The organism is Streptomyces sp. YKOK-I1, assembly GCF_054660435.1.
This window is the reverse complement of record NZ_BAAGDR010000001.1, coordinates 3,627,416-3,649,385: the sequence shown is the minus strand read 5'-3', so window position 1 is coordinate 3,649,385 and position 21,970 is coordinate 3,627,416. Positions and strand designations below refer to the sequence as shown.

At 72.1% G+C, this 21,970-nt stretch carries 21 protein-coding genes; 17 read left to right on the top strand and 4 right to left on the bottom strand.

All coding sequences use genetic code 11. The annotated features are described in order from the left end of the window. The first annotated feature begins 115 nt into the window (after nt 1-115). The 5 genes from ACYQ8Q_RS15845 to ACYQ8Q_RS15825 all read left to right on the top strand — a co-directional run bounded on the left by ACYQ8Q_RS15845 (nt 116) and on the right by ACYQ8Q_RS15825 (nt 6,219). Complete coding sequence (locus ACYQ8Q_RS15845; RefSeq protein WP_460065506.1) at nt 116-595, top strand: hypothetical protein; 480 nt, start codon at nt 116-118, stop codon at nt 593-595. 45 nt (nt 596-640) lie between these two features. Beyond that, nucleotides 641-3,841, top strand: a complete 3,201-nt coding sequence (locus ACYQ8Q_RS15840) for a S41 family peptidase (RefSeq protein ID WP_460065504.1) — start codon at nt 641-643, stop codon at nt 3,839-3,841. 94 nt (nt 3,842-3,935) lie between these two features. Beyond that, a complete protein-coding gene (locus tag ACYQ8Q_RS15835; protein ID WP_460065502.1) occupies nt 3,936-4,289 on the top strand; it encodes a histidine triad nucleotide-binding protein in 354 nt (117 codons plus the stop codon). Between the two features lie 14 nt (nt 4,290-4,303). Continuing rightward, a complete protein-coding gene (locus tag ACYQ8Q_RS15830) occupies nt 4,304-5,209 on the top strand; it encodes a ribonuclease Z (RefSeq protein ID WP_460065500.1) in 906 nt (301 codons plus the stop codon). A 20-nt stretch (nt 5,210-5,229) separates the two neighbouring features. Beyond that, a complete protein-coding gene (locus tag ACYQ8Q_RS15825; protein ID WP_460065498.1) occupies nt 5,230-6,219 on the top strand; it encodes an adenosine deaminase in 990 nt (329 codons plus the stop codon). A gap of 87 nt (nt 6,220-6,306) precedes the next feature. Here the strand turns inward: ACYQ8Q_RS15825 and ACYQ8Q_RS15820 are convergent, their stop codons facing one another. Together ACYQ8Q_RS15820 and ACYQ8Q_RS15815 are read right to left on the bottom strand one after the other, a co-directional pair. Next, nucleotides 6,307-7,587 carry an MFS transporter gene (locus tag ACYQ8Q_RS15820; RefSeq protein ID WP_460065497.1) on the bottom strand — a complete coding sequence of 427 codons (1,281 nt, stop codon included), beginning with the start codon at nt 7,585-7,587 and terminating at the stop codon, nt 6,307-6,309. Between the two features lie 173 nt (nt 7,588-7,760). Continuing rightward, entirely contained in the window at nt 7,761-8,543 is a 783-nt protein-coding gene (locus ACYQ8Q_RS15815) for an IclR family transcriptional regulator (protein ID WP_460065496.1), read from the bottom strand. A gap of 103 nt (nt 8,544-8,646) precedes the next feature. Between ACYQ8Q_RS15815 and ACYQ8Q_RS15810 the strand changes: the two genes are divergently transcribed. The 11 genes from ACYQ8Q_RS15810 to ACYQ8Q_RS15760 all read left to right on the top strand — a co-directional run bounded on the left by ACYQ8Q_RS15810 (nt 8,647) and on the right by ACYQ8Q_RS15760 (nt 19,179). Beyond that, nucleotides 8,647-9,594: a 5-dehydro-4-deoxyglucarate dehydratase gene (locus ACYQ8Q_RS15810; RefSeq protein ID WP_460065494.1), complete on the top strand. Its 948-nt coding sequence runs from the start codon at nt 8,647-8,649 to the stop codon at nt 9,592-9,594. Further along, nucleotides 9,591-10,880: a glucarate dehydratase family protein gene (locus ACYQ8Q_RS15805; protein ID WP_460065493.1), complete on the top strand. Its 1,290-nt coding sequence runs from the start codon at nt 9,591-9,593 to the stop codon at nt 10,878-10,880. The genes ACYQ8Q_RS15810 and ACYQ8Q_RS15805 overlap by 4 nt, the downstream gene beginning before the upstream one ends. Before the next feature lie 173 nt (nt 10,881-11,053). Then, entirely contained in the window at nt 11,054-12,202 is a 1,149-nt protein-coding gene (locus ACYQ8Q_RS15800) for a carbohydrate kinase family protein (protein ID WP_460065491.1), read from the top strand. Nucleotides 12,203-12,327: 125 nt separating this feature from the next. Next, entirely contained in the window at nt 12,328-13,386 is a 1,059-nt protein-coding gene (locus ACYQ8Q_RS15795; protein ID WP_079062100.1) for a PhoH family protein, read from the top strand. A gap of 12 nt (nt 13,387-13,398) precedes the next feature. Then, nucleotides 13,399-13,896 carry an rRNA maturation RNase YbeY gene (gene ybeY, locus ACYQ8Q_RS15790; protein ID WP_416986291.1) on the top strand — a complete coding sequence of 166 codons (498 nt, stop codon included), beginning with the start codon at nt 13,399-13,401 and terminating at the stop codon, nt 13,894-13,896. Further along, complete coding sequence (locus ACYQ8Q_RS15785) at nt 13,893-15,197, top strand: hemolysin family protein (protein WP_460065490.1); 1,305 nt, start codon at nt 13,893-13,895, stop codon at nt 15,195-15,197. Before ybeY ends, ACYQ8Q_RS15785 begins: the two co-directional genes overlap by 4 nt. Further along, nucleotides 15,194-15,562 (top strand): MmcQ/YjbR family DNA-binding protein, encoded by a 369-nt coding sequence (locus tag ACYQ8Q_RS15780; protein ID WP_460065489.1) that lies wholly within the window; start codon nt 15,194-15,196, stop codon nt 15,560-15,562. Before ACYQ8Q_RS15785 ends, ACYQ8Q_RS15780 begins: the two co-directional genes overlap by 4 nt. After that, nucleotides 15,559-15,912 carry a cytidine deaminase gene (locus ACYQ8Q_RS15775; protein ID WP_460065488.1) on the top strand — a complete coding sequence of 118 codons (354 nt, stop codon included), beginning with the start codon at nt 15,559-15,561 and terminating at the stop codon, nt 15,910-15,912. The genes ACYQ8Q_RS15780 and ACYQ8Q_RS15775 overlap by 4 nt, the downstream gene beginning before the upstream one ends. Before the next feature lie 153 nt (nt 15,913-16,065). Continuing rightward, nucleotides 16,066-16,536 carry a hypothetical protein gene (locus ACYQ8Q_RS15770; protein ID WP_460065487.1) on the top strand — a complete coding sequence of 157 codons (471 nt, stop codon included), beginning with the start codon at nt 16,066-16,068 and terminating at the stop codon, nt 16,534-16,536. A gap of 171 nt (nt 16,537-16,707) precedes the next feature. Further along, nucleotides 16,708-18,039 carry a beta-xylosidase gene (locus ACYQ8Q_RS15765; protein WP_460065485.1) on the top strand — a complete coding sequence of 444 codons (1,332 nt, stop codon included), beginning with the start codon at nt 16,708-16,710 and terminating at the stop codon, nt 18,037-18,039. A 105-nt stretch (nt 18,040-18,144) separates the two neighbouring features. Continuing rightward, entirely contained in the window at nt 18,145-19,179 is a 1,035-nt protein-coding gene (locus ACYQ8Q_RS15760; RefSeq protein WP_460065484.1) for a WxL protein peptidoglycan domain-containing protein, read from the top strand. Here ACYQ8Q_RS15760 and ACYQ8Q_RS15755 read toward each other — a convergent pair. Continuing rightward, nucleotides 19,176-19,514, bottom strand: coding sequence for a P-II family nitrogen regulator (locus ACYQ8Q_RS15755; protein WP_067244397.1), 339 nt, complete (start codon nt 19,512-19,514; stop codon nt 19,176-19,178). The genes ACYQ8Q_RS15760 and ACYQ8Q_RS15755 overlap by 4 nt on opposite strands. Further along, the gene (locus tag ACYQ8Q_RS15750; RefSeq protein ID WP_460065482.1) at nt 19,511-20,824 is read right to left on the bottom strand and encodes an ammonium transporter; all 1,314 of its coding nucleotides are present in this window, start codon (nt 20,822-20,824) and stop codon (nt 19,511-19,513) included. Before ACYQ8Q_RS15750 ends, ACYQ8Q_RS15755 begins: the two co-directional genes overlap by 4 nt. A gap of 173 nt (nt 20,825-20,997) precedes the next feature. Between ACYQ8Q_RS15750 and era the strand changes: the two genes are divergently transcribed. Beyond that, nucleotides 20,998-21,951, top strand: a complete 954-nt coding sequence (era, locus tag ACYQ8Q_RS15745; protein WP_460065481.1) for a GTPase Era — start codon at nt 20,998-21,000, stop codon at nt 21,949-21,951. Nucleotides 21,952-21,970 lie beyond the last annotated feature (19 nt).

Genomic DNA, 21,970 nt, shown 5'->3' with positions numbered 1-21,970 from the left:
GCCGTGTCGTCCACGACGAGGCGTCGCGGGCGGCGGTGGTCGCGCATGAGTTCAGGCTGGAGCGTGGCCGCATCCGGGCTACCGCGCCGAGAGCGGGGGTGGCAGGCTGCCGTCCATGGGGGCATCGAGGCGGATGTGGCTTCTCGTGTTCGTGCCCGTCGCCCTGGGCGGCGCCGTGGCCTGCGAGCCGGGCGGCGGGGTGAGCGGCATCTCCGTGGCGTACACGACCGATCAGGCCGCCACGGCGGAGATCGGGCGGCGGGACGTCGACGTGCGCTGGCTGACCTGCACCGCCGCCCGGGAGGACCACCTCGTCTCCGTCGACTGCCAGGGGGAGACCGCGGACGGCAAGGACATCACGGTCACCGGCAAGGTCGAACGGGCCGTCGACGGCACGTGCGTGCGGGGCGATCTGCGGGCGGACGTCGGCAGGAAGGAGCTGTTCCGGGTCAGCGGGCTCGGCGACTGCGGCTCCGCCACGCCCTCGCCGGTCGAGGCCCCGTCCTCCTCCGCCGGACCGTCCGGAGTCCGGCCGACCGTCACGGTCACCGTGACCGTCACCCGGACCGTCGACGCCCAGGGCGGACAGAAGTGATCGAAACCCCTGACCTGCGGTCCCATCCCTGAATACAGTGATCTGGTGACACAGTCCGCGACGCCTGCCGCATACTTCCGACACCCGCATCCGCACGGCGAGTTGGTGGCGTTCGCCGCCGAGGACGACGTGTGGCTCGCACCCCTCGACGGGGGACGCGCCTGGCGGGTCAGCGCCGACAACGTACCCGTGTCGGCACCCCGCATCTCACCCGACGGAACCACCGTCGCCTGGACCTCCACCCGCGACGGCGCCCCCGAGGTGCACATCGCCCCGGTCGACGGCGGACCGGCCACCCGCCTGACGTACTGGGGGAGTGGACAGACCCGGGTGCGCGGCTGGACCCCCGACGGCCGGGTCCTCGCCGTCAGCACCCACGACCAGGCCACCCTGCGCCGCAGCTGGGCCCGCGCCGTCCCGGTCGACGGCGGACCCGCCACCACCCTGCCGTACGGCCCCGTCGGCGCCGTCGCGTACGGCCCGCACACCGTGCTGCTGTCCGCGCCGATGGGCCGCGAGGCCGCCTACTGGAAGCGCTACCGGGGCGGTACGGCCGGAAAGCTCTGGATCGACCGGGACGGCAGCGGCGAGTTCGTCCGGCTGCACCAGGAACTCGACGGCAACCTCGAGTGCCCGGTGTGGGCGGGCGACCGGATCGCGTTCCTCTCCGACCACGAGGGCACCGGCGCGCTCTACTCCTCCCTCGCCGACGGCTCCGACCTGCGCCGCCACACCCCCCTCGAAGGCTTCTACGCCCGCCAGGCCACCGGCGACGGCACCCGGATCGCGTACGCCTCGGCCGGGGAGCTGTGGCTGCTCGACGACCTCGACGGCGCCGAGCCCCGGCGCCTCGACATCCGCCTCGGCGGACAGCGCACCGACCGCCGCCCCCACCCCGTCACCGCCGCCCGCTGGCTCGGCGGCGCCGCCCCCGACCACACCGCGCGCGGCAGCGCCGTCGAGGTGCGCGGCGCCGTGCACTGGGTGACCCACCGCTCCGGGCCCGCGCGCGCCCTCGCCGCCGAGCCAGGGGTGCGCGCGCGGCTGCCGCGCACCTTCCGCACGGAGGGCGAGGAGTGGGTGGTGTGGGTGACGGACGCCGAGGGCGAGGACGCCCTGGAGTTCGCCCCCGCCACCGGACCCGTCCCCGGCGCCAGCCCGCGCCGGCTCGCGGCCGGCCGCCTCGGCCGGGTCCTGGAACTCGCCATGGCCCCCGACGGCGGCCGGGCCGCCGTCGCCACGCACGACGGCCGGCTCCTCCTCGTCGAACGGGAGAGCGGAGAGGTCCGCGAGGTCGACCGCAGCGCCGACGGAGAAGTCTCCGACCTGGTCTTCTCCCCCGACTCCGGTTGGCTCGCCTGGTCGCACCCTGGCCCGCCCCCGCTCGCCCAGCTCAAACTCGCCAACGTCACCGACCTCTCGGTCACCGAGGCCACCCCGCTGCGTTTCCGCGACTACGCGCCCGCCTTCACCCTCGACGGCAAGCACCTCGCGTTCCTCTCCACCCGCGCCTTCGACCCGGTCTACGACGAACACGTCTTCGACCTCGCCTTCCCGGCCGGCGCCCGCCCCCACCTGATCACCCTCGCGGCGACGACCCCGTCCCCGTTCGGCCCCCAGCGCCACGGCCGCCCCTTCGACGCCCCCGACAAGGACGAGACCCCCGACAGCGAGGGCACCCCCGCCACCCGTATCGACCTCGAGGGCCTCGCCGACCGGATAGTGCCCTTCCCCGTCGAGGCCGGCCGCTACTCCTCCCTCGCCGCCGCCAAGGACGGCGTGCTGTGGCTGCGGCACCCGGTGCGCGGGGTGCTCGGCGCCTCCCGGGCCACCCCGGACGACCCCGACCCGCGCACCGAGCTGGAGCGCTACGACCTCGTCCAGCAGCGCATCGAACACCTCGCCGCCGACGCCGACGGCTTCGAGGTCAGCGGCGACGGCAAACGGCTGCTGCTGCGCACCGACGGCAAGCTCAAGGTCGTCCCCAGCGACCGGCGCGCCTCCGGCGACGAGGACAGCGACACCAACATCACCGTCGACCTCGGCCGGATCCGGCAGACCGTCGACCCGGCCGCCGAGTGGCGCCAGATGTACGACGAGACCGGCCGCATCATGCGGGACAACTTCTGGCTCGCCGACCTGGGCGGGCTCGACTGGGACGCCGTCCTGGACCGCTACCGGCCGCTCCTCGACCGGGTCGCCACCCACGACGACCTGGTCGACGTGCTGTGGGAGGTGCACGGCGAACTCGGCACCTCGCACGCCTACGTCTCCCCGCGCGGCTACGGCCGCGGCGCCCGCCAGGGCCTCCTCGGCGCCGACATCTCCCGCCACGCCGACGGCAGTTGGCGTATCGACCGGGTGCTGCCCTCGGAGACCTCCGACCCCGACGCCCGCTCCCCGCTCGCCGCACCCGGGGTCGCGGTGCGGGCCGGGGACGCGATCCTCGCCGTGGCCGGGCACCCGGTGGACCCGGTGACGGGCCCCGCCCCGCTGCTCGTCGGCACGGCGGGCAAGGTCGTCGAACTGACCGTCTCCCCGGCCGGCGGGGGCGAGCCCCGGCACGCGGTCGTGGTCCCCGTCGACGACGAGGAGGCCCTGCGCTACCACGCCTGGGTCGCCGACCGCCGGGCCTACGTCCACGAGGTCTCCGGCGGCCGTCTCGGCTACCTCCACGTCCCCGACATGCAGGCGCCCGGCTGGGCCCAGATCCACCGCGACCTGCGCGTCGAGGTGGCCCGTGAGGGCCTCGTCGTGGACGTCCGGGAGAACCGCGGCGGCCACACCTCCCAGCTGGTCGTGGAGAAGCTCGCCCGCCGGATCGTCGGCTGGGACGTACCGCGCGACGCCCGCCCCTTCTCCTACCCGCTGGACGCCCCGCGCGGCCCCGTGGTCGCCGTCGCCAACGAGTTCTCCGGCTCCGACGGCGACATCGTCAACGCCGCCATCAAGGCCCTCGGCATCGGCCCGGTCGTCGGCACCCGCACCTGGGGCGGCACGATCGGCATCGACAGCCGCTACCGCCTCGTCGACGGCACCCTCGTCACCCAGCCCAAGTACGCCATCTGGCTGGAGGGCTACGGCTGGGGAGTGGAGAACCACGGCGTGGATCCGGACGTGGAGGTGGTCTGTACTCCCCAGGACTACGCGGCGGGACGGGATGTCCAGTTGGACGAGGCAGTCCGCCTCGCATTGCAGGCGCTGGAGCAACGTCCAGCCAAAACTCCGCCAAGTCTGCCAAGTTAAGGGGCGCGGGGAACTGCGCGATCAACCACAACGAGCCGGCACCCGACGACGATACGATGCCACCCGATCACCGGCTCAACCCGAGGGGACCGCAATGGCAGGGGAACCGCAGGACGACTGCCTGTTCTGCAAGATCGCCGAGGGCCACATCCCGGCGACGATCGTCCGCGAGACGGAGACGACCGTCGCCTTCCGGGACATCAACCCGCAGGCGCCCACCCACGTCCTGGTGATCCCCAAGGTGCACTACGAGAACGCCGCGGAACTGGCCGCCGCCGAACCGACGATCGCCGCGGACGTCCTGCGCGAGGCGAAGTCGGTCGCCGAGGAGGACAAGCTGGAGAGCTACCGCATCGTCTTCAACACCGGCAGCGGCGCCGGCCAGACCGTCTGGCACGCCCACGCGCACGTCCTCGGCGGCCGCGGCCTCCAGTGGCCCCCCGGATAGTCGGGCAGCCAACGATGTCCGTACGTGAACTCGTCGTCCTCGGCACGGCCAGCCAGGTCCCCACCCGGCACCGCAACCACAACGGCTATCTGCTGCGCTGGGACGGCGAGGGCATCCTGTTCGACCCCGGCGAGGGCACCCAGCGCCAGATGCTGCGGGCCGGGGTCGCCGCCCACGACCTGAACCGGATCTGCGTCACGCACTTCCACGGGGACCACTCGCTCGGCCTCGCCGGGGTCATCCAGCGCATCAACCTGGACCAGGTCCCGCACGAGGTCACCGTCCACTACCCGCTCTCCGGCGAACGCTTCTTCGACCGCCTCCGGTACGCCACCGCCTACCGCGAGACCGTCGCCCTGACGCAGGCCCCGGTGAGCGCGGACGGGGTCCTCGACGCCCGCCCCTCCTACACCCTCGACGCCCGCAGGCTCTCGCACCCCGTCGAGTCCTACGGCTACCGGCTCACCGAACCCGACGGCCGCCGTATGCTCCCCGACCGCCTCGCCGCGCACGGCCTGGGGGGCCCGGACGTGGGCCGCATCCAGCGGGAGGGTTCGGTGAACGGCGTGACGCTCGACGACGTCAGCGAGATCCGGCGCGGACAGCGGTTCGCGTTCGTCATGGACACCCGGCTGTGCGACGGCGTCCACGCGCTCGCCGAGGGCGCCGACATGCTCGTCATCGAGTCGACCTTCCTCGACGAGGACGAGCGGCTCGCCGTCGACCACGGCCATCTGACCGCCGGTCAGGCCGCCCGGGTCGCCGTGGAGGCCGGCGTACGGCATCTGGTGCTCACCCACTTCAGCCAGCGCTACACGGAACCCGACGACTTCGAGCGGCAGGCACGGGCGGCCGGCTTCGAGGGCGAGCTGACCGTGGCACACGACCTGCTGAGGGTGCCGCTGCCGAAACGGCGGTAAAACAGCCGTACGATGCTTTGATGCCCCTCCCGAAAGCTGAACTGCACCTGCACATCGAAGGCACCCTGGAGCCGGAGCTGGCCTTCGCGCTGGCCGCCCGCAACGGGGTCGCCCTGCCGTACGCCGACACGGAAGAGCTGCGCGAGGCCTACCGGTTCGAGGACCTCCAGTCCTTCCTGAACCTGTACTACGAGCTGATGGCCGTCCTGCGCACCGAGCGGGACTTCGAGGACCTCGCGAACGCCTACCTGGCCCGGGCCGCCGCCCAGGGAGTCCGGCACGCGGAGATCTTCTTCGACCCGCAGGCCCACCTCGCCCGGGGCGTCGGCATGGGCACGGTGGTCGAGGGGCTGTGGCGGGCGCTCGGCGGCAGCGAGACCACCCACGGCGTCTCCACCCGGCTGATCCTCTGCTTCCTGCGCGACGAGTCCGCCGAGTCGGCGCTCGAGACGCTGGACGCGGCGAAGCCGTACCTCGACCGGATCACCGGCATCGGCCTGGACTCCGCCGAGGTGGGGCACCCGCCGGTGAAGTTCCGCGAGGTGTACGAGGCCGCCGCCGCGCTGGGGCTGCGGCGGGTGGCGCACGCGGGGGAGGAGGGGCCGCCGGAGTACATCACCGAGGCCCTCGACGTCCTCGGGGTCGAGCGCGTCGACCACGGGCTGCGCTGCATGGAGGACCCGGCGCTGGTGGAGCGGCTGGTGCGCGAGCGGATCCCGCTGACGCTGTGCCCGCTGTCCAACGTCCGGCTGCGCACCGTCGACACCCTCGCCGACCATCCGCTGCCCGCGATGCTCGACGCCGGGCTCGTGTGCACGGTCAACTCCGACGACCCGGCCTACTTCGGCGGCTACGCGGGCGACAACTTCGACGCCGTACGGCAGACCCTCGGCCTGCCCGAGGAGCGCCTGCGCGAACTGGCCCGCAACTCCTTCACCGCCTCCTTCCTGGAGGACGACGAGGAGCGGCGGGCACGGTATCTCGCCGAGGTGGAGAACTACCGGTTCTAGCCAACCTCGACGAGTGGCTCGCGGCCGGGAACGCCGGCGTGCAACAGCAGGCCCTCAAGGACTCCGCCACAGCCAAGAGCGCACGTTTCACGTCCCGGACCCCGGTGAGGCACCCGCCTGCCGGGGTCCGGCCGTGTCGTACGCGCCGGGGGCGGGGGCCGCCGGAGCCTCCACCTCGATCTCCACGACCGACTGAGCGGACGCCCCGCCCCGCCGCCGTACGGCGGGAAGCACCGAACGCCCGCTCGCGTGCAGCGCCACGCCGGTCATCGGCACCGCGACCACGAGCAGCACGGCCCCCAGCACCAGACCCATGACCGGGAATCCGGCCTGCGCCGACAGCACGCTCCCGGTGAGCGGACCGGCCGCCGTGCCGAGCGAGCCCGCCGAGCCGACCAGCACCGCCCAGCGCCCGCGCGGGTCCAGCGAGGCGGCCAGCCCGATGAGGTACGACAGGACGACCGGGTAGAGCACGTTCCAGACGATCTGGCCGACCGCGAAGCCCGCCGGGGTGGTGGCCGAGGCGTTGCCCGCCACGCAGGCCGCGATGAGGACGGTCCCGATCCCGATCGGCAGCGCCCGGCCGAGGCGCGCCCCGAGCGCTCCCGCGGCCAGCACGCCGGTGAGCCCGGCGCCCAGCGCCACCGCGAACACCGCGCCGACGGCCGACTCGCCGAGGTGGGCCTGCGTCAGCCCGATCCGTCCGCTCACGCCCCAGAGGGAGTTCTGCACGAGCGACCAGAACGGCATGGCGGCCGCCAGCACCAGTCCCGCCCGCAGGTTCGGCAACGGGACCCGGACCTCGGGCAGCGCCGGGTCGGCGGGTGCGCCGCGGCCGGGCAGACGCCCCGTCAGCGGCCATACGGCGAGCGCGGTCAGCGCGATCGCGGCGAGCGGCTGTCCATGGCCCGCGCCGAGGTGCGGCACCGTCAGATAGACGGCCCCGGCGAGCGCGGACACCCCGAGCAGTCCCAGGGTGGAGGCGCGGTGCGGGTCGGGCTCGGCGGCGATCCGGGTGGCGGCGACCGCCGTGGCCGTACCGGAGCCGAAGCCGCCGAGGACCGCGCCCGCGACGACGGCCGGGACCGAGCCGGCCAGCGCGGCCCCGCCGTAGCCGAGCACCGCGAGCAGCAGTCCGGCCCGGGCCATGGTCCGGGCACCGATCCGCTCCACCCGGGAGGCCAGCAGGAAGCCGGCCGAGGACGAGCTCAGCAGCAGCGCGCTGCCGACGGCGCCCGCCTCGGTGGCGGTCAGCGGCAGTCCGGCGTCCAGCCGGCCGACCACGGTCGGCAGCAGATAGGGAGCGAGATACCCGGCCGTGAAGAGGGCGACGAGGGGCCAGGGCGTGGGGGTGCTGCGGGCGAACACGGGCGTTCCAGTACAGAAAGGTGAAGCGGCTCGAAAAGGGGGAGCGCAGGCCGTCGACGGACAGGAACGCGCGGGCAATTTGTATCAAGCGGGCCGTGCGCGAAAAAGTTCAGGGCCGGTGATCTGGGCCACATGGTGTTTGCATCGGGGAGGTCTGGGTAAAAATGGTGCCTCTAACGCCAGTTCACGGTCCCGCCGGCCCCCGGTCCCGTCGCCTCGATCTTGGCGCGTATCTCGCGCATCACGGCGACGATCCGCTCCTCGTGCCCGGCCGTCAGCCGGGCCAGCGGCACCGAGCAGCTGATCGCGTCCTGCGCCGGACGCTCGTACCGCAGCGCGAACCCGAAGCCGGCGATCCCGGTCACGCCCTCCTCGCGGTCCACGGAGTACCCCCGCGCCCGCACCCCGGCCAGGTCCGCCCGCAGCGACTCACGGCTGGTGTGCGACTTCGGGGTGAGCGCCGCGTAGGGCCCCTCGGGCAGCTCGTCGTCGGGGCGTTCGGCGAGCAGCGCCTTGCCGAGGGCGCCGACGTGCGCGGGGAGACGGCGGCCGACGCGGCTGATCGTGCGCAGATACGCGTGCGACTCGCGGGTGGCGAGGTAGGCGACGTCCCGCCCGTCCAGCCGGCCCAGGTGGATCGTCTCGCCCAGCGCGTCGGACGCCTCGTCGAGATACGGCCGCACCAGACGCACGCGCGGGTCGGAGTCGAGGTAGCTGGTGCCGGTCAGCAGGGCGTGGATGCCGATGCCGTACAGGGAGCCGGTGACGTCCGTGCGCACCCAGCCCCGGCCGATCAGGGTCTGGAGCAGTGCGTACATCGAGCTGCGCGGTACGCCCAGCGCGTCCGCCAGCTCCTGCAGCCGCGCCGGGCGGTCCCCGCGCTCGGCGAGCAGTTCCAGCAGCTCGACCGTGCGCGCGGCCGATTTCACCTCGCGGACACCGCCTGTCTCCGACATGTCCCGATCGTAAGCGGGGGCGGCCGCGGCATTGACGGTCGCCGTTCGCGTATCTAACCTCCATCTTCATACATGGATGACGTCTACATGGGGAGATGAGGAGATGGGGAAGGTGGGTCTCGACACCGACACGGTCCGGCGGCTGCGGGAGGGCATGGCGGCGGGCGTGCTGTCCTTCCCGCTGACCAGCTTCCGCGAGGACGGCTCCCTCGACCCCGACGGCTTCCGCGCCCATGTCGCGAGCCGGCTCGCCGCCGGCCCCGGCGGCCTCTTCCCCGCCTGCGGCACCGGCGAGTTCTTCTCCCTCGACGAGGACGAGTACCGCACGGTGGTGCGGATCGCCGTCGAGGAGGCCGCGGGCCGCGTGCCGGTCGTTGCCGGGACCGGCTACGGCTGGGCCCAGGCCGCCCGCTTCGCCCGCATCGCCGAGCAGGAGGGCGCCGACGCCCTCCTCGTCCTCCCGCACTATCTCGTCGCCGCCCCACAGGACGGCCTGGTCGCCCAGCTGGAGCAGCTCGCCGCCCGCACCGGGCTCCCGCTCATCGCCTACCAGCGCGGACAGGTCGCCTACGGGGTCGACGCCTTCCGGCGGATCACCGCGATCCCCTCGGTCGTCGGCCTCAAGGACGGCCACAGCGACCTCGACCGCCTCCAGCGCCTCACCCTCGCCGCCCCCGAGGGCTTCCTGTTCTTCAACGGCGCCGCCACCGCCGAGATCCAGGCCCGCGCCTACGCCACCGTCGGCGTCCCCGCCTACTCCTCCGCCGTGCACGCCTTCGCGCCCGAGATCGCGGGCGCCTTCTTCACCGCGCTGCGGGACGCGGACGCGAGCACCGTCGACAAACTGCTGCGCGCGTTCTACGTCCCCCTCGTCGAACTCCGCGACCGGGCACCGGGCTACGCCGTGTCCCTCGTCAAGGCCGCCGCCCGGCTGCGCGGCGCCCCCGTCGGCCCCGTGCGCGCCCCGCTCACCGCCCCCTCGGCCACCGACCTGGCCGACCTCAGGACCCTTCTGACCACCGGACTCGACCTCGTGGGAGCCGCCCTGTGAACCTCGCCATCACGGACGTACGCCTGACGCCGATCCTGGTCGCCGACCCGCCGCTGCTCAACACCCAGGGCGTCCACCAGCCGTACACCCCCCGGCTGATCATCGAGGTGGAGACCGCCGACGGAGTCGTCGGGGTCGGCGAGACGTACGGCGACACCAAGTACCTCGAGCTGGCCCGCCCGTTCGCCCAGCGGCTGATCGGCCGTCAGGTCAGTGACCTGAACGGGCTGTTCACGATCGCCGACCAGGTGGCGGTGGACTCCTCCCGGGTGTCCGGCCAGGTCGACGTGGGCGGGCTGCGCGGGGTCCAGACCGCCGACAAGCTACGGCTGTCCGTGGTCTCCGGCTTCGAGGTCGCCTGCCTCGACGCCCTCGGCGTCTCCCTCGGACTGCCCGTGCACGCGCTGCTCGGCGGCAAGGTCCGCGACACCGTCGAGTACAGCGCCTACCTCTTCTACAAGTGGGCCGCCCACCCCGAGGGCGTGCCCGGCGAGCAGGACGACTGGGGCGCGGCCGTCGACCCGGCCGGGGTCGTCGCCCAGGCCCGGCGTTTCACGGAGCGGTACGGCTTCACCTCCTTCAAGCTCAAGGGCGGGGTCTTCCCGCCCGAGGAGGAGATCGCCGCCGTACGTGCCCTCGCGGAAGCCTTCCCCGGACACCCGCTGCGGCTCGACCCCAACGGGGCCTGGAGCGTCGCGACCTCGCTGCGGGTCGCCAAGGAACTCGGGGACGTCCTCGAATACCTGGAGGACCCCGCGCTCGGCACACCGGCCATGGCCGAGGTCGCCGCGGCGACCGGTGTGCCGCTCGCCACCAACATGTGCGTGACGACCTTCGCCGAGATCCAGGAGGCCTTCACCCGCGGCGCCGTGCAGGTCGTCCTCTCCGACCACCACTACTGGGGCGGGCTGCGCAACACCCAGCAGCTCGCCGCGATCTGCCGCACGTTCGGCGTCGGGGTGTCCATGCACTCCAACACCCACCTCGGCATCTCGCTGGCCGCCATGACGCATGTCGCGTCCACCGTGCCCAACCTCCACCACGCCTGCGACTCCCACTACCCCTGGCAGTCGGAGGACGTCCTGACCGAGCGCCTCACCTTCGACGCCGGCAGGGTCACCGTCTCCGACGCCCCCGGCCTCGGCGTCGAGCTCGACCGGGAGAAGCTGGCGTTCCTGCACCGGCGCTGGCTGGACGACGACGGTTCGCTGCGGGAGCGGGACGACGCGGCGGCGATGCGGGTGGCCGACCCGGACTGGGTCACGCCCTCGGTACCGCGCTGGTAGGTGCCGCTTGCCGTGGTCGTTCGGCCGCGGGCCGTGGGGGGTTGCAGTCCTCCGGTGCGGCGTGCGGGAACCGGTGTGCTTCTGTTCGTGACGTGACGGGAGTGCGACAGGGGGCGGTCCGGTGGCCGGGTGGTGCAGACTGGCCAAATCCGTACCACGTCAGGGAGCGCACCGTGACCGCGTCCACCGCGTCCACCGGAGAGGGACACCACCGTCGAAACGGCCAGGCCGCCCTGGTCGACCCCCTGGCCGCCCGGCGGGCGCCGGGAGATCCGCCCTGGGACGTCTACCTCACCGGCACCGTCTTCCTCGACATCATCTTCACCGGCCTCGACTCCGCCCCCGTGCGCGGCACCGAGTCCTGGGCGCGCGGCATGGGCTCCAGCCCCGGCGGCGTCGCCAACATGGCCACCGCCCTGGCCCGCCTGGGCCTGCGCACCTCCCTCGCCGCCGCCTTCGGCGACGACCACTACGGCGAGTACTGCTGGGACGCCCTCGAACAGGGCGAGGGCATCGACCTCGCCGCCTCCCGCACGGTCCCCGGCTGGCACTCGCCCGTCACCGTCTCCATGGCCTACGAGGGCGAGCGGACCATGGTCTCCCACGGCCACGAACCGCCCCCGGAGGCGACGCTCGTCCAGGACGGCGCCCCCGAGTGCCCGCCGCACGCCCGCGCCGCCGTCGCCTCCCTCACCCCCGGCAAGCGCGACCCCTGGATCTCCCGGGCCGCCGCCCGCGGCACCCGGGTCTTCGCCGACGTCGGCTGGGACGACACCGGCGCCTGGGACCTGGCCGGCCTCGCCGACCTGGAACACTGCGAGGCCTTTCTGCCGAACGCGGAGGAGGCCATGCGCTACACCCGCGCCGACTGCCCCCGCTCCGCCGCCCACGCCCTCACCGAGCACGTACCGCTCGCGGTCGTCACCCTCGGCGCCGAGGGCGCCTACGCGGTCGACGGACGCACCGGCGAGACCGCCGAGGTCCCCGCCATCGCCGTCGAGGCCCTCGATCCCACCGGCGCCGGGGACGTCTTCGTGGCCGGCTTCGTCACCGGCACCCTCGCCGACTGGCCGCTCGCCGACCGCCTCGCCTTCGCCGGCCTCACCGCGGCGCTCTCCGTCCAGGAGTTCGGCGGCTCGCTTTCCGCCCCCGGCTGGTCCGAGATCGCCGCCTGGTGGCGGCGGGTCCAGTCGGTCGAGGGCCAGGCCCCCGAGGCGCTGCGCCGGTACGCGTTCCTGGAGGCCCTGCTGCCCCGGGAGGAGACCACCCCCTGGCCGCTGCGCCGCGCGGTCCCGACGATCGGTTTCGGCCGCTCGGCGTAGTCACCGGGCCCATGACAAAACCCCTCGGCGTTGTCAGCCCCCTGGCGTACCCTGGAACACGCCAGGCCGCCCCAGTGGCAGGCGAGACGCATCCGGGAGGACGTAGAGGCCCTCGTGGCCGGCCTATGACTCAGACACCCACAGCTCACACGCCCGCGCAGGGCAAGGCGAGAGCACAGTTCACGGTTCCCGCCCAGCACCCCATGGTGACCGTGCTGGGGTCCGGCGACTCCCTTCTGCGCGTGATCGAGACGGCTTTCCCGGCGGCCGACATCCACGTCCGGGGCAATGAGATCAGCGCTACCGGCGACCCACGGGAAGTCGCCCTCATCCAGCGCCTGTTCGACGAGATGATGCTGGTGCTCCGCACCGGGCAGCCGATGACGGAGGACGCAGTGGAACGCTCGATCGCCATGCTGCGGGCGAGTGAGAACGGGACGAGTGACGGCCAGGAGACCCCGGCCGAGGTACTGACTCAGAACATCCTGTCCTCGCGCGGCCGCACCATCCGGCCCAAGACCCTCAACCAGAAGCGGTACGTCGACGCGATCGACAAGCACACGATCGTCTTCGGCATCGGCCCCGCCGGTACCGGCAAGACGTACCTGGCCATGGCGAAGGCGGTCCAGGCCCTGCAGTCCAAGCAGGTCAACCGGATCATCCTGACCCGCCCGGCGGTCGAGGCCGGCGAGCGCCTCGGCTTCCTGCCCGGCACGCTCTACGAGAAGATCGACCCCTATCTGCGCCCGCTCTACGACGCGCTGCACGACATGCTGGACCCGGACTCGATCCCGCGGCTGATGGCCGCCGGGACGATCGAGGTCGCCCCGCTGGCCTACATGCGCGGCCGTACCCTCAACGACGCCTTCATCATCCTGGACGAGGCCCAGAACACGAGCCCCGAACAGATGAAGATGTTCCTCACCCGCCTCGGCTTCGACTCCAAGATCGTGATCACCGGTGACGTGACGCAGGTCGACCTGCCCAACGGCACCAAGTCCGGTCTGCGGCAGGTCCAGGACATCCTGGAGGGCGTGGAGGACGTGCACTTCTCCCGGCTGTCGTCCCAGGACGTCGTACGGCACAAGCTGGTGGGCCGTATCGTCGACGCGTACGAGAAGTACGACAGCACCAACGGCACGGAGAACGGCACCCACAAGGGCGGCCGGACCAAGCGGAAGTAGACAAGCCAGCACATGTCGATCGACGTCAACAACGAATCCGGAACCGAGGTCGACGAGCAGGCGATCCTCGACATCGCCCGCTACGCCCTCGCGCGGATGCGCATCCACCCGCTCTCCGAACTCTCGGTGATCGTCGTGGACGCCGACGCCATGGAGCAGCTGCACATCCAGTGGATGGACCTGCCGGGGCCGACGGACGTCATGTCCTTCCCGATGGACGAGCTGCGTCCGCCGTCGAAGGACGACGACGAGCCCCCGCAGGGCCTCCTCGGCGACATCGTCCTGTGCCCCGAGGTCGCCGCCAAGCAGGGCACCGAGGCGCCCACCCAGCACTCCATGGACGAGGAGCTCCAGCTGCTCACCGTCCACGGAGTGCTGCACCTGCTCGGCTACGACCACGAGGAACCCGATGAGAAGGCCGAGATGTTCGGCCTCCAGGCCGCCATCGTCGACGGGTGGAGGGGCGAGAAGGGCCTGACCGGGCCGTCTCCGGCGCCGACCGTCTCATGAGTCCCACCCTGGTCTCCGGCGCGATCGCCCTGGTCGTCGTCGCCTGGCTCGCCGCCTGCGCGGAGGCGGGCCTCGCGCGCGTCTCCAGCTTCCGCGCCGAGGAGGCCGTACGGTCCGGGCGGCGCGGCAGCGCCAAGCTCGCCCAGATCACCGCCGACCCCACCCGCTACCTCAACGTGGCGCTGCTGGTGCGCGTCGCCTGCGAGATGGCGGCCGCGGCCCTGGTGACGTACGCATGCCTGCAGGAGATCGACGGCACCGCGCCCGCGCTGCTCGCCGCGATCGGCGTCATGGTCCTCGTCTCGTACGTCGCGGTCGGGGTCTCCCCGCGCACCATCGGCCGCCAGCACCCCCTGAACACCGCGACCGCGGCGGCGTACGTCCTGCTGCCGCTGGCCCGGATCATGGGCCCGATCCCCTCCCTGCTGATCCTCATCGGCAACGCGCTCACCCCCGGCAAGGGCTTCCGCCGCGGCCCCTTCGCCTCCGAGGCGGAGCTGCGCGCCCTGGTCGACCTCGCCGAGCAGGAGTCCCTCATCGAGGACGAGGAGCGCCGCATGGTGCACTCCGTCTTCGAGCTCGGCGACACCCTCGTCCGCGAGGTCATGGTCCCCCGCACCGACCTGGTCGTCATCGAGCGGTACAAGACGATCCGCCAGGCCCTCACCCTCGCCCTGCGCTCCGGTTTCTCCCGCATACCCGTGACCGGGGAGAGCGAGGACGACATCGTCGGGATCGTGTACCTGAAGGACCTGGTCCGCAAGACGCACATCAGCCGGGACGCCGAGTCCGACCTCGTCTCCACCGCCATGCGGCCCGCCGCCTTCGTCCCCGACACCAAGAACGCCGGCGACCTGCTGCGCGAGATGCAGCTGCAGCGCAACCACGTCGCCGTCGTCATCGACGAGTACGGCGGCACGGCCGGCATCGTCACCATCGAGGACATCCTCGAGGAGATCGTCGGCGAGATCACCGACGAGTACGACCGTGAACTCCCGCCCGTCGAGGACCTCGGCGACGACCGCCACCGGGTCACCGCCCGCCTCGACATCACCGACCTCGGCGAGCTGTACGGCCTGGAGGAGTACGACGACGAGGACGTGGAGACCGTAGGCGGACTGCTCGCCAAGGCCCTGGGCCGGGTTCCCATCGCCGGGGCGGCCGCCGTGGTCGACCTCCCGGACGGCCGCGCCCTGCGGCTCACGGCGGAGGCGGCGGCCGGCCGCCGGAACAAGATCGTGACGGTACTGGTGGAGCCGGTGGCTCCGCCGGAGCAGCCGGAGGACGAGAAGCCCCAGTGAAGCCGGACGAGCTGCGCGCCCTGTGCCTGTCCTTCGAGGCCGCCGAGGAGGACTTTCCCTTCCGGCCGGAGATCTCCGTGTTCAAGGTGCTGGGCAAGATGTTCGCGCTGAGCTGGCTCGACCAGCGGCCCCTGAAGGTCAACCTCAAGTGCGATCCCGAGGACGCGGTCCGGTTGCGCGGCGAGCATCCCAGCCTGATCGACCCGGGCTACCACATGAACAAGCGCCACTGGAACACCGTCACGGTCGACGGAGACCTCCCGGAGCAGCTGGTCCGCGAGCTGGTCGAGGACTCGTACGACCTGGTGGTGGCCGGGCTGCCGAGGATGGAGCGGTTGAAGCTCGACCGTATGCTCGGACCATGACCGACAGCAACGCGCTCGACCCCGAGGACCGCAAGATCGTCACCCTGGCCCGTTCCGCGCGGGCCCGCAACGGTGTGCCCGAGGGCGCGGCCGTACGGGACGACACGGGCCGTACCTATGTCGCCGGGACGGTCGAGCTGCCGTCGCTGAGGCTGAGCGCGCTGCGGACTGCGGTGGCGATGGCGGTGGCGTCGGGAGCGGCGTCGCTGGAGGCGGCGGCGGTGGTGAGCGAGGCGGAGGGCGTCACCGAGGAGGACCTGGCGGCCGTACGGGATCTGGGCGGACCGGGGACACCGGTACTGCTGGCCGCACCGGACGGGACGGTCCGTTCAGGGTTCAACTCGGCCTGAAATCGACCTTGCCGTCTCCCCGTCCCTCCCGCATCAATGGAGCCGTAAGTTCCGACGGACCGTCAGATTCACCCCCCACCGGGCCCGGTGACCGCACCCACCGTCCCGCTCCCGACGCCCGTCTCCCCACATCCGGGAAGGAGCCGGAATCCCATGAGCAAGCGAATCGGATCAGGTGCGGCACTGCTGGCCGGGGCCCTCGCGGTCACCGGGCTGGCTCTCGCGCCCTCGGCCGCCGCCGTCACCCCGACGACGGCGACCATCACCGCGAGCTGCGGCATCTTCGGCGGCGGGGCGGCCACGCTCACCGCCACGCAGTCCGGTACCTCGGCGACCATCACTCTCACCTCCTCGATCACCACCCCCCTCGCGCTCAGCGCCAACAGCATCAATTCGACGCTCACGATGGCGAACTCGACCGGTTCCGCACGTGTCTTCAGCGGATCCGTCAACCCGGCCATGGCGGCCGGCGCCACGATCACCGTCGGCCCGCTGCCCGGCACTGTGGCCTCGGGTGACAAGCTCGACTTCAACGGCGGATCGCTGAAGATGGTGATCCTCGGCATCACCGTCACCTGTACGACGAGCACGGCGCAGGTGCCGGGTCCGTTCGTGTTCGACTGATAACGGCCGGAAATCCGATCGACGGGCCGTCGGTTTCCGAGCGGGACCAGGAAGCTGACGGTCCATCAGTTGACATCTCCGTCTCCATTGACTTCTGGCGCGATCCCCACCTCAATGCCCCCTACGGCGCAGAAGAGCCGCTGCGCCCGCACCCTGGAGGAGGGGGCAGACATGGGTTCACCCCGAAGTGTCCGAGGTACCCGAAGACGGCGCTGGGCTTCGCTGCTCGGGGCGACCGCGCTCGCGGTCACCGCGGGCGGCGCGCTCGCGTGCCCGGCCGGCGCCGCGACCGACGTGGAATTCGCCACGCACTGCATCCCGCCGGCGATCGCGGGCATCCCGCCGATCGACGGCACCACCACCGCGAGGATCACGGTGGACAACACCAGCCCCAAGGTCGGCGACACCGTCACCGTGACCTACACGGTGGTCAAGGCCGCCGCGAGCAACCCCACCGTGATCGACCTGCCGGCCGACATCATGACGCCTTCCGGCGTGGTCGCCCTCGGTGGCGCGCAGACCGGCAACGTCACCGTCGCGGGGCCGAAGAAGAACGACCCGGTGCCCGGCAACGGCGCCTTCCCGTCGTTCTCGATGACCGGCACGTTCACGGTCACCTCGCCCGGCGCGATCACCCTCTCGCCCGGCGACTACAACATCCACACCAGCTACATCCTGGAACTGGACACCGTCTGCACGGTGACCAACCCGCCCGCCCCGGTGTCGGAGACGATCACCGCGGCCGACAACCCGCCCGCCAACACCCGTAACCTCGCACTCGGTTCGGCCTCCGGCGGCCCCGGTGACCCCGTCGCCTTCACCGGCGGCGGCTTCACCGCGGGCGCGACGGTCACCGTCGCCGGGCGCTCCGGATCCGCCGAGACCGCGGACAGGACCACCGTGACCGCGGACTCCTCGGGCAACATCTCCGGCTCGCTCGCCGTCAACGACCTCACCACCACCGGGATCGTGGCGTACGAGGGCAGCGCCTGGAGCTCCGACCTGGGCACCTCGACCGCCGCATATGTCGTCGTCGACGACACGCCCGTCCCCGAGGGCAGCCAGAAACTGACGACGACCGTCAGGGCGGGTGACCTGTCCATGGAGCAGTCCGGGGACAGCGTCGCGATGTCCACGGTCGACTTCGGCTCCGGCGACCCCTCGACCGGCGACCTCAACGCGGTGACGGTCAAGGACTACCGCGGCGGACCCGCGGGCTGGTCCCTGACCGGCAAGGTCACCGACTTCAGCGGACCCGGCGCCAAGATCGACGCCGGCAAGCTGAGCTGGACGCCCGTCTGCACCACCAAGGCGGACAGTCCGAGCACCTGCCAGGCCGGCTCGGCCGGCGTCGTGGGCAGTGCGGGGGCGACCCTCGCCTCCACCCCGGACGGCACGCTCACCGGTGGTGAGTTCACCGCGAAGGCCGGGCTCTCCCTCGACGTACCGGCGTTCACCCCGCCGGGCTCGTACGCCGGTGTCCTGACGCTCACGCTCACCTGAACCACCCGTCCTCGCGGTGGCCGGGCGGCCGCCCCACAGGCCCGCACCCGCCCGCCCACCGATCCCGTCCCATCACCCGTGGAACGTCTGTGGGGGTCCGCACCCATGTCGCTGCGCAAGCCGTACGCCGTTCTCCTCCCGCTGCTCCTGCCGTTTCTGCTGGGCCTGCTGACCGCCGCGCCCGCCCGGGCCGCCGACAACGGAAGCTGGTCCGTCTACCCGGTCTCCTCGGCCGTCGCCGCACGGCCGTACTTCTATGTCTCCGCCGATCCCGGCCAGAGCGTCCAGGACAAGGTCGTCGTCGCCAACAAGACGGCCGGACCCCTCACCTTCCGGCTGTACGCCGCCGACGCCTACAACACCGCCCGCGACGGCGGTTTCGCCGTGAAGTCGCTCGGAGAGCGGATGCGGGGCGTGGGCGCGTGGGCCGTCCTGCCGAAGGACCGGGTCACCGTGCCCGCCCACAAGACCGTCACCGTGCCGTTCACCGTCAAGGTGCCCGAGGACGCCGAGCCCGGGGACCATCCCGGCGCGATCGTCGCCCTCGACGAACGGATCGACCGGGGCGACGGCTCGGTCGCCCTCGGCGTCCAGCGGGCGGTCGGCGCCCGCGTCTACCTCACGGTCGGCGGCCCCACCCTGCCCGCGCTGGCCGTCGAGAACGTCCACATCAGCCACCACCAGCCACTGGTCCCCGGCCTCGGCGACAGCACGGCGACGATCTCCTACACCCTGCACAACACGGGCAACGTCACCCTGAAGCCGAAGGTGCAGCTGAAGGCGAGCGGCCTGTTCGGCCGCACGCTCCTGACCCGGGACCTGAAGAAGATCCCCTCCCAGCTGCTGCCGGGCCAGCGCGTCCGCCTCACCGAGACCTGGCGGGGCGCACCCCAGCTGGACTGGGCGGATGTGAAACTGACGGCGACCGCCACGGGCACGAAGGAATCGGCGACGGTCTCGTTCGTGGCGGTGCCGTGGCTGGTGACCGCGGTCGTGGCGGCGGGGCTGGCCACCGCAGGGTGGCTCTTGATCAGACGGCGGCGAAGGCCCGAAGGGCCGCGCCGCCCAGGGGCGCGGGGAACTGCGCGACCAGCCCCCACGCACCCGCACCCGAAAACCCACACAGCAACCGGCGTCTAGAGGGCGTCAGGTCCGCGCTCACCCGTCCGCACCCGCACCACCGTCTCCACCGGCACTGCCCACACCTTCCCGTCCCCGATCTTCCCGGTGTGCGCCGCCCGCACGACCGCGTCGATCACCGCCTCGGACTCCGCGTCCTCGACGACGACCTCGATCCGCACCTTCGGCACGAGGTCGACCTGGTACTCGGCCCCCCGGTACACCTCGGTGTGGCCGCGCTGCCGGCCGTACCCGCTGGCCTCGGTCACGGTCAGCCCGTGCACGCCGAGCTCCTGGAGCGCCGTCTTGACCTCGTCGAGGCGGTACGGCTTGACGATCGCGGTGATGAGCTTCATTCCTGCGGTTTGACCTTCTGGGCGGAGGGGACGACGGAGTGGCCGACCGGGGCACCATGGCCCAGGACGCCGTGATCGTATGCGGTCTCGGCGTGCACCGTAAGGTCCAGGCCGGTGTGCTCCTGGTCCTCGTCCGCGCGGAAGCCCAGCGTGCGGTCGAGGACCTTGCCGATGCCGTACGTGACACCGAAGGCGTAGGCCGCGACGACGACCACCGCGACCAGCTGCCTGCCGAGCTGGGTGAGCCCGCCGCCGTACAGCAGACCCTCCGCGCCGCCGGTCATGGTGTCGACGGCGAAGACGCCGATGAGGAGGGTGCCGATGACCCCGCCGACCAGGTGGACGCCGACGACGTCGAGCGAGTCGTCGTAGTTCAGCTTGAACTTCCAGCTCACGGCGTACGAGCAGACGGCACCGGCGGCGAGGCCGACGACGAGCGCGCCGAGCAGGGAGACCGAGCCGCAGGACGGGGTGATCGCGACCAGACCGGCCACCGCGCCCGAGGCCGCGCCCAGGGTGGTCGGATGGCCGTCGCGCTTCTGCTCGACGAAGAGCCAGCCCAGCAGGCCGGTGCAGCCGGCGGCGAGGGTGTTGAGGAAGACCGCGGCGGCGAGACCGTTGGCGCCGAGGGCGGAGCCCGCGTTGAAGCCGAACCAGCCGAACCAGAGGAGGCCGGCGCCGAGCACGACCATGGGGAGGTTGTGCGGACGCATCGCGTCCTTCTTGAAGCCGAGGCGGGGACCGAGCACCAGGCAGAGGGCGAGTCCGGAGGCGCCGGAGGTGATCTCGACGGGGAGACCGCCCGCGAAGTCGAGCGCTCCGAGCGTGTCCAGGATCCAGCCGCCGGGGCCCCAGACCCAGTGGGTGACGGGAACGTATACGAGCAGCGCCCAGACGGGGACGAAGACCAGCCAGGCCGCGAATTTCGCGCGGTCCGCGATCGCGCCGCTGATCAGGGCCGCCGTGATGATCGCGAAGGTGAGCTGGAAGGTGGCGAAGAGGAGCGTGGGGACGGTGCCCTGGACGCTGTCCGGGCCGAGGTCCGCCATGCCCGCGTGCTCCAGGCCGCCGATGAGCCCCCCGAACGCGTCGTCGCCGAAGGCGAGGGAGTAGCCGGCGGCCAGCCACACGACGGTGACCAGCGCGATCGACACAAAGCTCATCATCAGCATGTTGAGCACGCTCTTCGTGCGGACCATGCCGCCGTAGAAGAGGGCCAGACCCGGGGTCATCAGCAGGACGAGCGCGGTGGCGGCGAGCAGCCAGGCGGTGTCGCCGGTGTCGGCGTGTGCGGCGGCGAGGGACGTCACGAGGTCTCCAACTGTGGGTGGGCTCGTCAGAGGGTCACCGGTCCCGGTTTCCGGTCGCGTACAGGTGTGTTTCCGTGACGTTTCGTTGCGGGCGGGTTTCCGGAAGCTCACCGTGGGCGGCCGGGCCGCTCGTGTGTACGGCGCGGCTTCATGGATCAGGGAGAATGGGGGCCATGAGCGTTCGTAACCAGTCATCCGAGCAGCCGGCCGGGACCCTGCACCGTGCCGGCTTCGCCTGCTTCGTGGGCCGCCCCAACGCGGGCAAGTCCACCCTCACGAACGCTCTGGTCGGGAAGAAGGTGGCGATCACCTCGAACCGGCCGCAGACCACCCGGCACACGGTACGGGGCATCGTGCACCGCCCCGACGCCCAGCTGATCCTGGTCGACACCCCAGGGCTGCACAAACCGCGCACGCTCCTCGGCGAGCGACTCAACGACGTGGTCCGCACCACCTGGGCCGAGGTCGACGTGATCGGCTTCTGTCTGCCGGCGAACGAGAAGCTGGGCCCCGGCGACCGCTTCATCGCCAAGGAACTGGCCGGCATCAAGAAGACCCCGAAGGTCGCCGTCGTCACCAAGACCGACCTCGTCGACTCCAAGGTGCTCGCCGAGCAGCTCATCGCGATCGACCAGCTCGGCAAGGAGCTGGGCCTCGAGTGGGCGGAGATCATCCCGGTCTCCGCGGTCGGCGACCGTCAGGTGGACCTCCTCGCCGACCTGCTGGTCCCCATGCTCCCGGAGGGCCCCGCGCTCTACCCCGAGGGCGATCTGACCGACGAGCCCGAGCAGGTGATGGTCGCCGAGCTGATCCGCGAGGCCGCGCTGGAGGGCGTCCGCGACGAGCTGCCGCACTCCATCGCCGTCGTCGTCGAGGAGATGCTCCCGCGCGAGGACCGCCCCGCCGACCGGCCGCTCCTCGACATCCACGCGAACATCTACATCGAGCGCACCAGCCAGAAGGGCATCATCATCGGCCCGAAGGGCCGCCGCCTGAAGGACGTGGGCATCAAGTCCCGCCAGCAGATCGAGGCGCTCCTGGGCACCCCCGTCTTCCTGGACCTGCACGTCAAGGTGGCCAAGGACTGGCAGCGCGACCCGAAGCAGCTGCGCAAGCTCGGCTTCTAGTGCCGCGACGGGGCAAACG

Excerpts from the sequence above, each read along its gene's own strand:
- ACYQ8Q_RS15845 (WP_460065506.1), top strand. The coding sequence starts at position 116 with ATGGGGGCATCGAGGCGGATGTGGCTTCTCGTGTTCGTGCCCGTCGCC.
- ACYQ8Q_RS15835 (WP_460065502.1), top strand. The coding sequence starts at position 3,936 with ATGGCAGGGGAACCGCAGGACGACTGCCTGTTCTGCAAGATCGCCGAG.
- ACYQ8Q_RS15830 (WP_460065500.1), top strand. The coding sequence starts at position 4,304 with ATGTCCGTACGTGAACTCGTCGTCCTCGGCACGGCCAGCCAGGTCCCC.
- ACYQ8Q_RS15825 (WP_460065498.1), top strand. The coding sequence starts at position 5,230 with ATGCCCCTCCCGAAAGCTGAACTGCACCTGCACATCGAAGGCACCCTG.
- ACYQ8Q_RS15815 (WP_460065496.1), bottom strand. The coding sequence starts at position 8,543 with ATGTCGGAGACAGGCGGTGTCCGCGAGGTGAAATCGGCCGCGCGCACG.
- ACYQ8Q_RS15810 (WP_460065494.1), top strand. The coding sequence starts at position 8,647 with ATGGGGAAGGTGGGTCTCGACACCGACACGGTCCGGCGGCTGCGGGAG.
- ACYQ8Q_RS15795 (WP_079062100.1), top strand. The coding sequence starts at position 12,328 with ATGACTCAGACACCCACAGCTCACACGCCCGCGCAGGGCAAGGCGAGA.
- ybeY (WP_416986291.1), top strand. The coding sequence starts at position 13,399 with ATGTCGATCGACGTCAACAACGAATCCGGAACCGAGGTCGACGAGCAG.
- ACYQ8Q_RS15785 (WP_460065490.1), top strand. The coding sequence starts at position 13,893 with ATGAGTCCCACCCTGGTCTCCGGCGCGATCGCCCTGGTCGTCGTCGCC.
- ACYQ8Q_RS15775 (WP_460065488.1), top strand. The coding sequence starts at position 15,559 with ATGACCGACAGCAACGCGCTCGACCCCGAGGACCGCAAGATCGTCACC.
- ACYQ8Q_RS15770 (WP_460065487.1), top strand. The coding sequence starts at position 16,066 with ATGAGCAAGCGAATCGGATCAGGTGCGGCACTGCTGGCCGGGGCCCTC.
- ACYQ8Q_RS15765 (WP_460065485.1), top strand. The coding sequence starts at position 16,708 with ATGGGTTCACCCCGAAGTGTCCGAGGTACCCGAAGACGGCGCTGGGCT.
- ACYQ8Q_RS15760 (WP_460065484.1), top strand. The coding sequence starts at position 18,145 with ATGTCGCTGCGCAAGCCGTACGCCGTTCTCCTCCCGCTGCTCCTGCCG.
- ACYQ8Q_RS15755 (WP_067244397.1), bottom strand. The coding sequence starts at position 19,514 with ATGAAGCTCATCACCGCGATCGTCAAGCCGTACCGCCTCGACGAGGTC.
- era (WP_460065481.1), top strand. The coding sequence starts at position 20,998 with ATGAGCGTTCGTAACCAGTCATCCGAGCAGCCGGCCGGGACCCTGCAC.